Here is a 15,056-nt window from a genome sequence, read left to right as displayed (position 1 = left end):
TGCACCGCACCATTTCCCATCTACACAAAGACGCCACCATGCTCTATCAAATCTATGAAACGCAGCGTTCGCTGATGGAACCCTTTACGGATCTGGCGCAGTTTTCGGCCAAGGCCTACGCCAATCCCCTATCTATTTTTGGCCAGAACCCGTTTGCCCAGCGGATTTCGGCAGCCTTCGACCTCCTGCATCGCCTGGGCAAAGATTATGAAAAGCCGGAATTCGGGATTCGCACCATCGATGCCGATGGCGTCGATATCGCGATCCATGAACGCATTGAAATCAGCAAGCCTTTCTGCGAGCTGCGTCGATTCAAACGGTTCAGTGACGACCCGGCAACATTGGCCAAACTGAAAGACCAGCCAGCGGTGCTCATCGTGGCGCCCCTTTCCGGCCACTATGCGACGCTGCTGCGCGATACCGTCAAGACCATGCTGAAAGACCACAAGGTCTACATCACGGACTGGAAAAATGCGCGCCTGGTGCCGCTTTCCGAGGGCGATTTCCACTTGGATGACTATGTGAACTACGTTCAGGAATTCATCCGCCACCTGCAAGGCATCTACGGCAACTGCCATCTGGTCAGCGTATGCCAGCCGACGGTCCCGGTGCTGGCTGCCGTGTCCCTGATGGCCACCCGCGGCGAACTCACACCGCTGTCCATGACCATGATGGGCGGCCCGATCGACGCGCGCAAGTCGCCCACCGCGGTCAACAACCTGGCCATGACCAAGAGCCACAGCTGGTTCGAGAAGAACGTGATCTACCGGGTCCCCAGCAATTTCCCGGGTGCCGGGCGGCGCGTCTACCCTGGCTTTCTGCAGTATGCGGGCTTCGTGGCCATGAATCCCAGCAATCACGCGCGCAGCCACTATGACTACTTCAAAGACCTGATCAAGGGCGACGGTGCCAGCACCGAGGCGCACCGCAAGTTCTATGACGAGTACAACGCCGTGCTCGACATGGACGCCAACTATTACCTTCAGACCATCAAGGTCGTGTTCCAGGATTTCAGCCTGGTGAATGGCACCTGGGATATCCGCAACCCCAAAGGTCAGATAGAGCGCGTGCGCCCGCAAGACATCAAGACAACCGCATTGTTTTCGGTCGAGGGCGAACTGGACGACATCTCCGGTTCCGGCCAGACCGAGGCCGTTCATGCGATCTGCAGCGGTGTCGTCGACTCAGAGCAACGGCACCTGATCGTCGAAGGCGCCGGGCATTACGGCATCTTCAGCGGCCGCCGCTGGCGCGAAGTGGTCTATCCGGAAGTGAAGAAATTCATCCTGGCGCATCAGCCGGTGCCCGCGCCCACCGCGACCCAAGCCAGCGAGTCGGAGCCTTCCATCACGCCCACTCGCCCTGCAGCCACGAAGAAGGCGGCGAAAAAGCCGGCCGCCGCCAAGCCCACTGCTGCAGCCCAGCCTGTTGGGACTGTTGCCGAAGCTTCTTTGGCCGCACCAACGCCCACTCGGTCGAAAGCCGTGACCAACAAGAAGGCTGTACTCGCCAAGCGCACTCCAGCTACAGCCAGCGGAAAAACGGCGCCCAGAACGGCTCGCGGCAAGTGATCTTGTGGTGACGGAACTGACGTCACCCAATGACCTGGCGGAGCGTATCGCCAGCGCCCTGCCTCAAACCCAGTGCACCCGCTGCGGGTATGACGACTGTGCATCCTATGCACAAGCCGTCGCATGTGGCGCCGCTGGAATCAATCAGTGCCCGCCAGGAGGATCCGAAGGCATCGCACGCCTTGCCGGACTGACAGGCCGGCCCTTCGAGCCGTTGAATCCGGCAAACGGCTCCGAGGGCCCCCGCCGCGTCGCCTTCATTGACGAAGCCTGGTGTATCGGCTGCACCCTGTGTCTGGTCATCTGTCCGACGGACGCCATCATCGGCACCAACAAGCGCATGCACGGCGTGATCGAGCCCTATTGCACGGGTTGCGAACTCTGCATTCCGGTTTGTCCCGTGGACTGCATCGAACTTGAAACGGTCACCGGTGAGCACACCGGATGGGCGGCCTGGTCGCCGGATCAAGCGGCCATGGCCCGGGATCGGTACGAATTCCATCGCGCTCGCAAGGCGCGCGATGCAACCGCCCATGCGGAAAAGCTGGAAAAAAAGGCCGAAATGAAACTCGCCGACCTTGCCGCACATTCCCAACACACCGACCCGCTGATCCTGGACAAGAAGCGTCTGGTGATCGAGGCAGCGCTGGCGCGTGCCCGCGCAAAACGCGCCGGAGGCGACTGAACTGGCCCCTGTTGGACCAGCAGGTCAGCAAGCTCGGATCATCCCAATGCGTCGTTGACCTGCTCGTGGAACTCGGCCATTTCGACCGCTGTTCCGATCTCCCTGGGCAAGGCGTCGCGCACCGAGAACACGCCGAGTATGCGAGACCCCTCACCCATGATGGGCAGGTGACGGAACCCTCGCTCAATCATGATCAGCACCGCGTCGGAAACGAGCACATCGGGCCCAACGCAGCGCGGGTTGCGCGTCATGATTTCAGAGACCAGGGTTGTTGCAGGATTGAGCGCCTTGGCCAGCACCCGGGTCATGAGATCCCGTTCGGTAACGATGCCGAGCAGAGCGCTGGCCGGGTCCACAATCAGCACGCTGCCACAGTTGGCCTTGGTCATCAGGCACGCGGCGTCCCAGATCGTTGCCTGCGGCCCGAGGCTGATGACATGACGTTGGGACATGGATTGAAAAACCGTGCGTTCAGGCATGATGGCAGCCCTTTCAAATGAATATATGCAATCGGATTTCCTGCAGCGGCATTGGCCTAGCGCAGGGACGCGTTGATCTTCTCCAGCGCGCCGACGCCCGGGCAGAGTTCGGTGCGTCCCAGCGTGTTGAGGGGCCGGTGGCTGGTGTTCATGGCCGTGTGCAAATCCGTCGCCAGCGGATCCAGGTAAAGCAGGCCGGTCACGACCTCTCCACGTGACTGGTGCTCGTTCATGTAGCTCATGGCGGCGTAGCGGTCGGTGGGATCGTAATCCTCGTGCAGCTTGCGCAGGCGAAGCACGGTGCCATCGTGCTGGGGCACATCAACCACTTCACCCGGCGCGTACTCGGTGGTGATTTCGCTGCGCGGGGTCATGAAATCGATGCGGCTCACGGCCTCGTTGTGCTGACGCACATAGTCGTAGCTCTTGGTGCTTCCGCCGTGGTTGTTGAAGGTGACGCAGGGGCTGATCACATCGATGAACGCGGCACCGCCATGGGCCATGGCACCTTTGATCAGTGGCACCAACTGGGCTTTGTCGCCGGAGAAACTGCGCGCGACGAAAGTGGCGCCCAGTTGCAGGGCGATACCCACCAGGTCGACAGGGCTGTCGCTGTTCACGACGCCCTTCTTGCTTTTCGAGCCACGGTCCGCCGTTGCAGAGAACTGCCCTTTGGTCAGACCATAGACGCCATTGTTCTCGACGATATAGGCCATACGGACGCCACGGCGCATGGCGTTGGCAAACTGACCCAGTCCGATAGAGGCGGAATCTCCGTCGCCCGACACGCCAAGGTACAGAAGATCGCGGTTGGCCAGGTTGGCGCCCGTCAACACCGATGGCATGCGACCATGCACCGTGTTAAAGCCGTGCGAAGCTCCGAGAAAGTAGTCGGGCGTCTTTGAACTGCAACCGATGCCGGAGAGCTTCGCGACGCGATGGGGTTCAATATCGAGTTCCCAGCAAGCCTGAATGATGGCCGCAGAAATCGAGTCGTGCCCGCATCCTGCGCACAAGGTCGAGATGCGGCCCTCGTAGTCACGCCGGGTGTAGCCCACCTTGTTGGTCGTGAGCGTCGGGTGATGCAGTCTGGGTTTGGCAATGTAGGTCATGCGGTCTCCTTCTGGCGGGCCGGGGCTGAAGCGTTTGCCGACGCGGGTTGAATGTTGTCGCGTATCGCCTGGACGATGAACCGTGCCGTGATCGGAGTACCGTCATAGTGCAGGACCGGAACCAGGCGCGCAGGATCAAAATGAAGCTCGTTGACCAGCATCGAGCGCATCTGCGCATCACGGTTCTGCTCCACCACGAAAACCTTCTCGTGCGTCGCAATGAACTCACTGACCGAATCGGGGAACGGAAAGGCGCGAAGACGCAGAGCGTCCAGATGCTGGCCGTCGGCTTCTAGCACGTCCAGCGCCTCACGCATCGCCGGCGTGGTGGACCCGAAATAAATGACGCCATAAGGGGTCGGTTGGGTCGCCTCGCGAAGCACGGGTTGGGGAACCAGGTCGGCAGCCGTGCGGAATTTGCGCAGCAGGCGCTCCATGTTGTAGATGTAGTCGGGGCCGCGCTCGGAATACTGTGCATATGGGTTGCGGGTGGTGCCCCGGGTAAAGAAACTCCCCTTGGTCGGGTGGGTCCCCGGCAACGTGCGCCAGGGAATGCCATCTCCATCGACATCCTTGTAGCGGCCGAAGTCCTTGCCGGCCTCGAGTTCCTCGGCCGTCATGACTTTGCCCCGATCGTAGTCGCGGGCCCCGTCCCAGCTGAATGGCTTGCACAGGCGCTGGTTCATGCCAATGTCGAGGTCGGTCATGACGAAGATCGGTGTCTGTAGCCGGTCTGCCAGATCGAGTGCAGCAGCCGAGTGCTCGAAGCATTCGTGCGGGTCCTGGGGAAACAGCAACACATGTTTGGTGTCACCGTGCGATGCATAGGCACAGGAAAGCAGGTCGGACTGCTGCGTTCGGGTCGGCATGCCCGTAGACGGACCGCCCCGCTGCACGTTGATGATGGTGACGGGGATTTCCGCAAAGTAGGCCAGGCCGATGAACTCGGTCATCAGCGAGACGCCCGGCCCCGATGTGGCCGTGAACGCACGCGCACCGTTCCAACCGGCACCCACGACCATGCCGATCGAGGCCAGTTCGTCCTCTGCCTGAACGATCGCGTAATAGTGCTGACCCGTCACAGGATCGACCCGGTATTTATCGCAGTACTTCTGAAACGCCTCGGGCACCGAGGACGAAGGCGTGATCGGGTACCACGCCGCTACGGTCGCGCCGCCATAGATGCATCCCAGCGCGGCAGCACTGTTGCCGTCGGTGAAGATCTGGTCTCCGACCATGTCCGAGCGTCGGACACGTATGCCCAAGGGGTATTCAAGGTGCTCCTGGACAAAATTCCGCCCCAGATGCAGCGCCTGAATATTGGACGCCAGCAAACGCTCCTTGCCCTTGTACTGCTCGGCGAACAGCTTCTCAAACACGTCGGCGTCCACATCCAGCAGCACCGATAGCGCGCCGACATAGATGATGTTCTTGAACAACTGGCGTTGTCGCGGGTCGGTGTAGGCCGCGTTGCTGATCTCGGTCAGCGGCATCCCGATCACGTGAACGTCCTTGCGAAAACGCGATTCAGGGATCGGCCGGGTGCTGTCGTAGAACAGGTAGCCGCCCGGTTCGATTTCAGCGATGTCGGCATCCCAGGTCTGCGGGTTCATGGCGACCATCATGTCGACCCCGCCGCGCCGTCCGTGATAGCCTTTTTCGCACACCCGCGCCTCGTACCAGGTCGGCATACCCTGGATGTTGCTCGGGAAGATGTTGCGGGGGCTCACCGGCACGCCCATGCGCATCACGGCCTTGGAAAAGAGTTCGTTGGCCGAAGCCGAACCTGAGCCGTTTACGTTGGCGAACTTGATGACGAAATCGTTGATGGCTTCAATGCGGTTCATGCGACCTCCAGATGTGCTTTGCGTGCGTCCCGACAGCCAGGTCCGGCCTGCGTCGTATTGAGCAGGAACTTCTGCATGTCCCATGCCCCGGTCGGGCAGCGTTCGGCGCAAAGGCCGCAGTGCAGGCAGACGTCCTCGTCCTTGACCATGACCCGCCCGGTCTTGAGTTCGGCCGACACGTACAGATCCTGTGCCGTGTGCATCGCGGGTGCTTTCAGGCGGGTGCGAAGGTCCGCCTCGTCGCCATTGCTGGTGAAGGTGATGCAATCCATGGGACAGATGTCCACGCAGGCATCGCATTCGATGCAGGTTTCCCGGTTGAAAACGGTCTGCACGTCGCAATTCAGGCACCGGCTGGCTTCCTTGAACGCGGTGGCTGCGTCGAACCCCAGTTCCACCTCAACGCGGATGCTGGCCAGCGCCGTCTCGGCCTTGGCCCATGGCACCTTGAAGCGGGTATCTCCCGACACATCATTGTGGTAGCTCCATTCGTGGATGCCCATCTTCTGCGACATCAGGTTGACCCGCGGCGCAGGTCGGGTGGCCACCGACTCGCCATGCAGGAAGCGGTCGATGGAGACGGCTGCTTCATGGCCGTGGGCGACGGCCGTGATGATGTTCTTGGGCCCGAAGGCGGCATCGCCACCAAAAAAGACCTGCGGCACGGTGGACTGGAAGGTCTCCTGCCCGAGGACTGGAAGCCCCCACTTGTCGAACTGGATGCCGCAGTCCGATTCGATCCAGGGGAAGGCGTTTTCCTGCCCGACGGCCACCAACACAGCGTCGCACTCGAAAAATGCGTCTGGCTGCCCTGTCGGAACGAGCGTGCGCCGGCCTTTTTCGTCGTAGACCGCCCGCACGATTTCGAAGGTCATGCCCAACAGCTTGCCATCCTTGTGCTCGAAGCTCTTCGGCACATGGAAATTGATGATCGGAATGCCCTCGTGAATGGCGTCCTCCTTCTCCCACGGCGAGGCCTTCATCTCCTCGAAACCGCTGCGAACGATGACTTTCACGTCGGAGCCCCCCATGCGACGGGCAGAACGGCAGCAATCCATCGCGGTATTGCCACCACCGAGCACGATGACACGTGGCGGCACATTGGTGACATGGCCGAATGAAACCGAGGCCAGCCAATCGATGCCGATGTGGATGTGTGCAGAAGCCTCGATGCGTCCGGGCACATCGAGATCGCGCCCTCGCGGTGCCCCGCATCCGACAAACACGGCGTCGTACCCCTGCTTGAGCAAGGCCTGCATGGACTCCACGCGCTCGCCACTGCGGAACTTCACGCCCATGTCGAGGATGTAGCCCGTTTCCTCGTCGATCACCGATTCGGGCAGACGGAAGCGTGGAATCTGCGAGCGGATGAAGCCGCCCGCCTTGGCTTCGCCGTCGAACACGGTGACCTCGTATCCGAGCGGGGCCAGATCGCGTGCCACGGTCAGGGAGGCCGGACCGGCGCCGACACAGGCGATGCGCTTTCCGTTGGGAGCAGCAATGGCGGGCATGCGCGCCTTGACCTCGCCCTTGTTATCTGCAGCGACCCGCTTCAGTCGGCAGATCGCTACCGGCTCCGGTGCCGCTCCGTTGTTTTCCTCGACGCGACCGCGCCGACAGGCGGGCTCGCAGGGTCGGTCGCAGGTTCGACCCAGAACGCCGGGAAAGACATTCGACACCCAGTTGATCATGTAGGCATCGCTGTAGCGGCCCTGACCAATCAGGCGAATGTATTCGGGTACGGGGGTGTGGGCCGGACAGGCCCACTGACAATCGACGACCTTGTGAAAATAGTCGGGCCGGGTGGTGTTTGTTGGCTGCAAGACGGTCTCCTTCACCAGCAATGGCGCCAGGGGCGGCGCCACGGGTGCGGGCAGTCTATTCCTTCAGGCACCCATTCGGTGCGACCGGTCGGGCAAAAAGCGCCGATCTATGACCCAAATCAAGAATTTTGTGCCCCCACCCCGAACACGACCGACGCGGATCGCGCTCAGAGTGTCTCAGTCGGCGGCAGCGGCCAGGCGCGCGAATGCCGATACCACTTCCGGCGGCGCCTGCACCAGTTCAATGAGCACGCCTTCGCCGCCGATCGGGAATTCGTCGTTGCCCTTCGGATGCAGGAAAGTGATGTCGAAACCGGCAGCCCCCTTGCGGATGCCGCCCGGCGCGAATCGGACCCCTTGCGCAGACAGCCATTGCACCGCCACCGGCAGGTCGTCGATCCACAGGCCGATGTGGTTCAGTGGCGTCGCGTGCACCGCTGGTTTCTTGTCGGGGTCCAACGGCTGCATCAGGTCCACCTCGACCTTGAAGGGCCCGCTGCCGATGGCACAGATGTCTTCATCGACGTTCTCGCGCTCGCTGCGGAAGGTTCCCGTCACTTCCAGGCCGAACATGTCAACCCAAAGCGTCTGCAGGCGTTTCTTGTCGGGCCCGCCGATGGCGATCTGCTGGATGCCCAGCACCTTGAATGGTCGTTGCATGAGTGATTGATCCAGGGTTGTCACTGCCGCTCAGACGAACTCGATGATCGGCTGGTCTACGGTAAGGCTCTCGCCCTTGGCCGCCAGAACCTTGCCCACCACCCCATCCGCTGCCGCGAAAAGCACATTCTCCATCTTCATGGCCTCGATCACGGCGACCCGCTCGCCTGCCTGAACCTTCTGGCCGGGTTGAACGGCCACGTCGACCAGCAGGCCGGGCATCGGCGACAGCACGTAGCGGCTCATGTCCGGCGGCGCCTTAAAGGGCATCAGCCGATGCAGCTCCGCCATGCGTGGCGACATCACCAGGGCCTCGATCTTGGTTCCGTTGTGCTGCACGCGCAGGGCCAGCGGGTTCTTGGCCGTGCCGCGCTCCATCTGCGCCGTGAAAGGCTCGCCATTCACTGTGCCCTCGATGCAGATATCGTTCAGGCGCGAACCGCTGTTGACTTCGTACAGCTTGCCCTCCACATGGATGGCGGCCGCACCGGCCTTGCCGGTGAATTCGTCGACGTGCACCGGCACATACCGGTACTCGGCATGTCCATTCTCCGACAGCACCACGACGGTGTAGTCGACACCCACCTTCACGCCGTAGCCGGGAAGTTGCCCTGACATGCCCGCGGCGCGTTCGCGCGACTTGCGGCGCACAAACGCGGCCATGGCAACGAGGAAATTGACGTCGTCGTGCGGCACATCCTCCGCCCGGAAGCCCTTGGCGTAGTGTTCGGCGATGAAGCCCGTGTTGAATTCACCACTGACAAACCTTGGGTGCGCCAGCAGCGCTGCCTGAAAGGGAATGTTGCTGCTGATGCCGCGGATCACGAATCCGTTGAGCGCCTCGCGCATCTTGGCGATGGCGTCGTTGCGGTCGGTTCCGTGCACGATCAGCTTGGCAATCATCGAGTCGTAGTACATCGGGATCTCGCCGCCATCCTGCACGCCGGTATCCACGCGCACACCGTATCGCTGGCCGGTGTCGGACTGGAACATGGTCTGCGCTGGCGGCGCGAATCGCACCAGACGCCCGGTAGACGGCAGGAAGTTGCGGAACGGATCCTCGGCGTTGATGCGGCACTCGATGGCCCAGCCCTCACGCTTGACATCGGCCTGCGCGATCGGCAGCTTTTCGCCCGCGGCCACACGGATCATCAGCTCCACGAGATCCAGGCCAGTGATGCACTCGGTCACCGGGTGTTCCACCTGCAGCCGGGTATTCATTTCCAGGAAGTAGAAGTCCTGGTCCTTGCCCACCACGAACTCTACCGTTCCCGCACTCTGGTACTTCACGGCCTTGGCCAAGGCCACAGCCTGCTCGCCCATGGCCTTTCGGGTGGCGTCGGAGATAAATGGGCTGGGCGCCTCCTCAATCACCTTCTGGTGGCGGCGCTGGATCGAGCACTCGCGTTCGTTGAGATACACCACGTTGCCGTGGCTGTCGCCCAGCACCTGAATTTCGATGTGGCGCGGCTCCAGCACGTATTTTTCGATGAACACGCGGTCGTCACCGAAGCTGTTGCGCGCCTCGTTGCGACAGCTGGTGAAACCTTCGAAGGCCTCTTTGTCGTTGAAGGCCACACGGAGGCCCTTGCCGCCGCCGCCTGCGGAGGCCTTGATCATCACCGGGTAGCCGATTCCCTTGGCAATTTCCACGGCCTGCTCGGCCGTTTCGATGGCATCGTTGTAACCGGGAATGGTGTTGACCTTGGCCTCGTTGGCCAGCTTCTTGGAGGCGATCTTGTCGCCCATGGCCGCAATGGAGAAGTGCCTGGGGCCGATGAAAGCGATGCCCTCGTCCTCGCAACGCTTGGCAAATGCCTCGTTTTCGCTCAGGAAGCCGTAGCCAGGATGCACCGCCTGCGCCCCGGTCTGTTTGCACGCGGCAATGATCTTGTCGGCCACCAGGTAGCTCTCGCGGCTGGGCGCCGGGCCCAACAGCACGGCCTCGTCCGCCAGCAGCACATGGCGCGCGTCCTTGTCGGCCTCGGAGTAGACGGCTACCGTCTGGATGCCCATCTTGCGGGCCGTGGCGATCACGCGGCAGGCGATTTCACCCCGATTGGCAATCAGTATCTTCGTAAACATGCTGTTCTTCTCCTCGGGTCTCAGAGTGGAATGTTGCCGTGCTTGCGCCACGGGTTCTCGAGCTTCTTGTCCTTGAGCATGACCAGCGAGCGGCAGATGCGCTTGCGGGTCTCGTGCGGCAGGATCACGTCGTCGATGAAACCGCGGGCGCCAGCCACAAACGGATTGGCAAAGCGGGCCTTGTATTCCGCCTCGCGCGCGGCGAGCTTGGCGGGGTCCTTCTTCTCCTCGCGGAAGATGATCTCCACCGCGCCCTTGGCACCCATCACCGCGATCTCGGCGTTGGGCCAGGCAAAGTTGACATCGCCGCGCAGGTGCTTGGAGGCCATCACGTCATAGGCGCCGCCATAGGCCTTGCGGGTGATCACGGTGATTTTCGGCACCGTGCACTCGGCATAGGCGTAGAGCAGCTTGGCGCCATGCTTGATGATGCCGCCGTACTCCTGGCTGGTGCCGGGCATGAAGCCAGGCACGTCCACGAAAGTGACCACGGGGATGTTGAAGGCGTCGCAGAAGCGCACGAAACGCGCCGCCTTGATCGAGCTCTTGATGTCCAGGCATCCGGCCAGCACCAGCGGCTGGTTGGCCACGATGCCCACCGTCTGGCCATCCATGCGCGCGAAACCGATCAGGATGTTCTTGGCGTATTCGGGCTGCAGTTCGAAGAAGTCCCCGTCGTCCACTGTCTTGACGATGAGCTCCTTCATGTCATACGGCTTGTTGGGGTTGTCCGGCACCAGGGTGTCCAGGCTCAGTTCGGTCCGATCGATCGGGTCGCCGCTGGGCCGCACTGGGGACTTTTCGCGGTTGTTCAGCGGCAGGTAGTTGTAAAGGCGGCGCAGCATGAGCAGCGCCTCGACATCGTTTTCGAAGGCCAGGTCGGCCACGCCGCTGCGGGTGGTGTGGGTCACCGCGCCGCCCAGTTCTTCGGCCGTGACTTCCTCGTGCGTCACCGTCTTGACCACTTCCGGGCCGGTCACGAACATGTAAGAGCTGTCCTTGACCATGAAGATGAAGTCGGTCATGGCCGGGGAATACACCGCACCGCCGGCCGACGGGCCCATGATCATGCTGATCTGCGGGATCACGCCGCTGGCCATCACGTTGCGCTGGAACACGTCGGCATAGCCGCCGAGCGAGGCCACACCTTCCTGGATGCGGGCCCCGCCCGAGTCGTTCAGGCCGATCACCGGCGCACCGACCTTCATGGCCTGGTCCATGATCTTGCAGATCTTCTCAGCATGGGCCTCGGACAGCGCGCCGCCGAAGACGGTGAAGTCCTGGCTGAACACGAACACGAGGCGGCCGTTGATCATCCCGTAGCCGGTCACCACCCCGTCGCCGGGGATCTTGGTGTCCTGCATGTCGAAGTCGGCGCAGCGGTGCTCGACGAACATGTCCCACTCTTCGAAGGTGCCCTCATCAAGCAGCACCTCGAGCCGCTCTCGCGCGGTGAGTTTGCCTTTGGCGTGTTGAGCGTCGATGCGCTTCTGCCCGCCGCCCAGCCGGGCGGCTGCGCGCTTTTTCTCCAGTTGAACAAGGATGTCGTGCATGGTCGGTCCTCTCGGTTGAATCTCGGGTGTGGGTGGATGGAGGTGAATCGGTTTCAGGCGGCTGCGGCATGCGCGGCAAGCAGTGTGCGCGCCGCGGTGGAGGCCGCGAGCTGGCCGTTGCGGACTTGTTGCTCGAGCGCGGGCAGTTGTTCGCGGACCTTCGGGTTCTGGCGGAAGGCCTGCTTGAGCCCGGCGTCGATGCGTTCCCACATCCAGGCCAAGGCCTGCTGCTGGCGCCGCGCCGCCAGGCGGCCACTGGCGGTCTGCAGATCGCGAAAGCGCCGCACGGTGTTCCAAAAGGCGTCCACGCCCTGCCCCAGCAAGGCGCTGATCTGGATCACCTGCGGGTGCCAGACCGAATCGTCGTGGCGCGCATGGTCCGGGTGGCCGTGCAGGCCCAGCAGGCGCAGCGACGAGGTGATCTGCGCCTGTGCCCGCATGGCGGCGTTGGGGTCGATGTCAGCCTTGTTGATGACCACCAGGTCGGCCAGTTCCATGACGCCCTTCTTGATGGCCTGCAGATCGTCGCCGGCATTGGGCAGTTGCAGCAGCACGAACATGTCGGTCATGCCCGACACCGCCGTCTCGCTCTGACCGACACCCACGGTTTCGACGATCACGATGTCGTAGCCTGCGGCCTCGCAGACCAGCATGGCCTCGCGGGTCTTCTCGGCCACGCCGCCGAGCGTGCCACTTGATGGGCTGGGCCGGATATAGGCCTGGTCATGCACGGACAGGTGCTCCATGCGCGTCTTGTCGCCCAGGATGGAGCCACCGGAAACCGTGCTGGACGGGTCCACCGCCAGCACCGCCACCCGGTGGCCCTGGCCGATCAGGTACAAACCCAGCGCTTCGATGAAGGTGCTCTTGCCCACGCCCGGCACACCACTGATGCCCAGGCGAAAAGCCCTGCCGGTATGCGGCAGCAGTGTCGTCAGCAGTTCGTCGGCCTGCGCACGGTGGTCCGCCCGCGTGGACTCGAGCAAGGTGATGGCCTTGGCCATGGCCCGGCGGCGCACGGGCGCGCTGCCGTGAACCACGCCCTGCAACCAGTCGCCTGAAATCACCCTTGAGCCTTCCGGATCTGCTCCAACACGTCTTTGGCGCTCGCAGGAATTGGCGTACCGGGGCCGTAGATGCCCTTGACACCGGCGTCGTACAGGAAATCGTAGTCCTGGCGCGGAATCACACCGCCCACAAACACGATGATGTCGTCGGCCCCCTGGTCCTTCAGGGCCTGGATGATGGCGGGCACCAGGGTCTTGTGACCGGCAGCCAGCGTCGAGACGCCGACCGCGTGCACGTCGTTCTCGATCGCCTGGCGCGCGCATTCTTCGGGCGTCTGGAACAGCGGGCCCATGTCCACGTCAAATCCGAGGTCGGCAAAGGCCGTGGCCACTACTTTGGCGCCGCGGTCATGGCCATCCTGGCCCAGCTTGCTGATCATTACGCGGGGTCGCCGGCCAAAGGCGTCAGCGAAATCGGCGATTTCCTTCTTCAGCTGTTCCCAGCCTTCGGCGGAGTCATAAGCAGCAGCGTACACACCGGTCACCTTTTGCGTGTCGGCGCGGTGGCGCCCATAGACTCTTTCCAGGGCGTCCGACACCTCACCCACGGTGGCGCGCAGACGGATCGCCTGGATCGATAGGTCGAGCAGGTTGCCATTGCCCTTTTCGGCGGCAGCCGTCAGTGCATCCAGCGCCGCCTGTACCTTGGCACCGTCGCGGGTGGCGCGGATCTGCTGCAGGCGCGCAATCTGGCCCTCGCGCACCTTGACGTTGTCCACATCCAGAATTTCGATCGGGTCTTCCTTCGCCAGCTTGTACTTGTTGACCCCCACAATGACGTCTTTGCCCGAGTCGATGCGGGCCTGTTTCTCGGCAGCGGCGGCCTCGATCTTGAGCTTGGCCCAGCCGCTGTCCACGGCCTTGGTCATGCCGCCCATGGCGTCCACTTCTTCAATGATCTTCCAGGCTTCGTCGGCCATTTGCTGCGTCAACGTTTCCATCATGTAGCTGCCAGCCCAGGGGTCCACCACGTTGGTGATGTGGGTCTCTTCCTGAATGATGAGCTGGGTGTTGCGGGCAATGCGGCTGGAGAATTCGGTCGGCAGCGCGATGGCTTCGTCGAGCGAGTTGGTGTGTAGGCTCTGGGTGCCGCCGAACACGGCCGCCATGGCCTCGATGGTGGTGCGCACCACGTTGTTGTAGGGGTCCTGCTCGGTCAGGCTCCAGCCGCTGGTCTGGCTGTGCGTGCGCAGCATCAGGCTCTTGGGGTTCTTGGCGTTGAAGCCTTTCATGATGCGGCACCACAGCAGGCGGGCCGCGCGCATCTTGGCGATTTCCAGGTAAAAGTTCATGCCCACCGCCCAGAAGAAAGACAGGCGGCCCGCAAAGTCGTCGACGTCCATGCCTTTGGCGATGGCGGTCTTCACATACTCCTTGCCGTCGGCCAGGGTGAAGGCCATCTCCAGCGCCTGATTGGCGCCCGCTTCCTGCATGTGGTAACCGCTGATCGAGATCGAGTTGAACTTCGGCATGTTCTTGGCCGTGTACTCGATGATGTCTCCGATGATCCTCATCGACGGCTCGGGCGGGTAGATATAGGTGTTGCGCACCATGAACTCTTTCAGAATGTCGTTCTGAATCGTTCCCGAGAGCTTGTCCTGGGACACGCCCTGCTCTTCCGCTGCCACCACATAGCCGGCCAGCACCGGCAGCACCGCGCCGTTCATGGTCATCGAGACGCTGACCTTGTCCAGCGGAATCTCGTTGAACAGGACCTTCATGTCTTCCACGCTGTCAATCGCCACGCCGGCCTTGCCGACATCGCCCGTCACTCGGGGATGGTCGCTGTCGTAGCCGCGGTGGGTGGCCAGGTCAAAGGCCACCGACACGCCCTGGCCGCCGGCCGCCAGTGCCTTGCGATAGAAGGCGTTGGACTCCTCGGCCGTCGAGAAACCGGCGTACTGTCGGATCGTCCAGGGGCGCACCGCGTACATCGTGGCCTGGGGGCCGCGCAGGAAGGGCTCGAATCCGGGCAGCGTGTTGGCGTAGGGCAGATTGGCCGTGTCTTCGGCGGTGTACAGCGGCTTGACGCTGATGCCGTCGGGCGTCAGCCAGTTCAAGGCATTCACATCGCCGCCAGGAGCGGACTTGGCGGCGGCCTTGTGCCAGGCTTCAAGGCTGGCGGCTTGGAATTCGGGCTGTTTCTGGCTCATGGAGTGGGCACTTTCCTGGTG

Annotated in this window: 11 protein-coding genes; 2 read left to right on the top strand and 9 right to left on the bottom strand. The window is 62.5% G+C overall.

Features of this window, described 5'->3' with window-relative positions:
- Positions 1-38 precede the first annotated feature (38 nt).
- Positions 39-1,571, top strand: a complete 1,533-nt coding sequence (locus ACMUOY_RS09410) for a polyhydroxyalkanoate depolymerase (protein WP_413892456.1) — start codon at positions 39-41, stop codon at positions 1,569-1,571.
- A gap of 16 nt (positions 1,572-1,587) precedes the next feature.
- Complete coding sequence (gene rsxB, locus ACMUOY_RS09405; protein WP_413892493.1) at positions 1,588-2,256, top strand: electron transport complex subunit RsxB; 669 nt, start codon at positions 1,588-1,590, stop codon at positions 2,254-2,256.
- Between the two features lie 38 nt (positions 2,257-2,294).
- Here the strand turns inward: rsxB and ACMUOY_RS09400 are convergent, their stop codons facing one another.
- The 9 genes from ACMUOY_RS09400 to scpA form a co-directional block, all read right to left on the bottom strand.
- Positions 2,295-2,735, bottom strand: a complete 441-nt coding sequence (locus ACMUOY_RS09400; protein WP_413892455.1) for a cyclic nucleotide-binding/CBS domain-containing protein — start codon at positions 2,733-2,735, stop codon at positions 2,295-2,297.
- A 56-nt stretch (positions 2,736-2,791) separates the two neighbouring features.
- Positions 2,792-3,847 (bottom strand): 2-oxoacid:ferredoxin oxidoreductase subunit beta, encoded by a 1,056-nt coding sequence (locus tag ACMUOY_RS09395; protein ID WP_413892454.1) that lies wholly within the window; start codon positions 3,845-3,847, stop codon positions 2,792-2,794.
- Positions 3,844-5,694, bottom strand: a complete 1,851-nt coding sequence (locus tag ACMUOY_RS09390; protein ID WP_413892453.1) for a 2-oxoacid:acceptor oxidoreductase subunit alpha — start codon at positions 5,692-5,694, stop codon at positions 3,844-3,846. Before ACMUOY_RS09390 ends, ACMUOY_RS09395 begins: the two co-directional genes overlap by 4 nt.
- Entirely contained in the window at positions 5,691-7,517 is a 1,827-nt protein-coding gene (locus ACMUOY_RS09385) for an FAD-dependent oxidoreductase (protein WP_413892452.1), read from the bottom strand. Before ACMUOY_RS09385 ends, ACMUOY_RS09390 begins: the two co-directional genes overlap by 4 nt.
- Before the next feature lie 177 nt (positions 7,518-7,694).
- The gene (locus tag ACMUOY_RS09380; protein WP_413892451.1) at positions 7,695-8,177 is read right to left on the bottom strand and encodes a VOC family protein; all 483 of its coding nucleotides are present in this window, start codon (positions 8,175-8,177) and stop codon (positions 7,695-7,697) included.
- A 30-nt stretch (positions 8,178-8,207) separates the two neighbouring features.
- Positions 8,208-10,262 carry an acetyl-CoA carboxylase biotin carboxylase subunit gene (locus ACMUOY_RS09375; RefSeq protein WP_413892450.1) on the bottom strand — a complete coding sequence of 685 codons (2,055 nt, stop codon included), beginning with the start codon at positions 10,260-10,262 and terminating at the stop codon, positions 8,208-8,210.
- 20 nt (positions 10,263-10,282) lie between these two features.
- On the bottom strand, positions 10,283-11,815 hold the full coding sequence (locus ACMUOY_RS09370; protein ID WP_413892449.1) for an acyl-CoA carboxylase subunit beta: 1,533 nt from the start codon (positions 11,813-11,815) through the stop codon (positions 10,283-10,285).
- A gap of 53 nt (positions 11,816-11,868) precedes the next feature.
- On the bottom strand, positions 11,869-12,882 hold the full coding sequence (gene meaB / locus ACMUOY_RS09365; RefSeq protein ID WP_413892448.1) for a methylmalonyl Co-A mutase-associated GTPase MeaB: 1,014 nt from the start codon (positions 12,880-12,882) through the stop codon (positions 11,869-11,871).
- The gene (gene scpA / locus ACMUOY_RS09360) at positions 12,879-15,035 is read right to left on the bottom strand and encodes a methylmalonyl-CoA mutase (RefSeq protein ID WP_413892447.1); all 2,157 of its coding nucleotides are present in this window, start codon (positions 15,033-15,035) and stop codon (positions 12,879-12,881) included. The genes meaB and scpA overlap by 4 nt, the downstream gene beginning before the upstream one ends.
- Positions 15,036-15,056: the final 21 nt, after the last annotated feature.

This window comes from Candidatus Skiveiella danica, assembly GCF_022705245.1.
GTDB classification, from domain to species: Bacteria; Pseudomonadota; Gammaproteobacteria; order Burkholderiales; family Burkholderiaceae_C; genus Skiveiella; species Skiveiella danica.
This window is presented reverse-complemented; position numbering and strand designations above follow the sequence as displayed.

Excerpts from the sequence above, each read along its gene's own strand:
- ACMUOY_RS09380 (WP_413892451.1), bottom strand. The coding sequence starts at position 8,177 with ATGCAACGACCATTCAAGGTGCTGGGCATCCAGCAGATCGCCATCGGC.
- ACMUOY_RS09370 (WP_413892449.1), bottom strand. The coding sequence starts at position 11,815 with ATGCACGACATCCTTGTTCAACTGGAGAAAAAGCGCGCAGCCGCCCGG.
- ACMUOY_RS09390 (WP_413892453.1), bottom strand. The coding sequence starts at position 5,694 with ATGAACCGCATTGAAGCCATCAACGATTTCGTCATCAAGTTCGCCAAC.
- ACMUOY_RS09400 (WP_413892455.1), bottom strand. The coding sequence starts at position 2,735 with ATGCCTGAACGCACGGTTTTTCAATCCATGTCCCAACGTCATGTCATC.
- ACMUOY_RS09375 (WP_413892450.1), bottom strand. The coding sequence starts at position 10,262 with ATGTTTACGAAGATACTGATTGCCAATCGGGGTGAAATCGCCTGCCGC.
- ACMUOY_RS09410 (WP_413892456.1), top strand. The coding sequence starts at position 39 with ATGCTCTATCAAATCTATGAAACGCAGCGTTCGCTGATGGAACCCTTT.
- ACMUOY_RS09395 (WP_413892454.1), bottom strand. The coding sequence starts at position 3,847 with ATGACCTACATTGCCAAACCCAGACTGCATCACCCGACGCTCACGACC.
- scpA (WP_413892447.1), bottom strand. The coding sequence starts at position 15,035 with ATGAGCCAGAAACAGCCCGAATTCCAAGCCGCCAGCCTTGAAGCCTGG.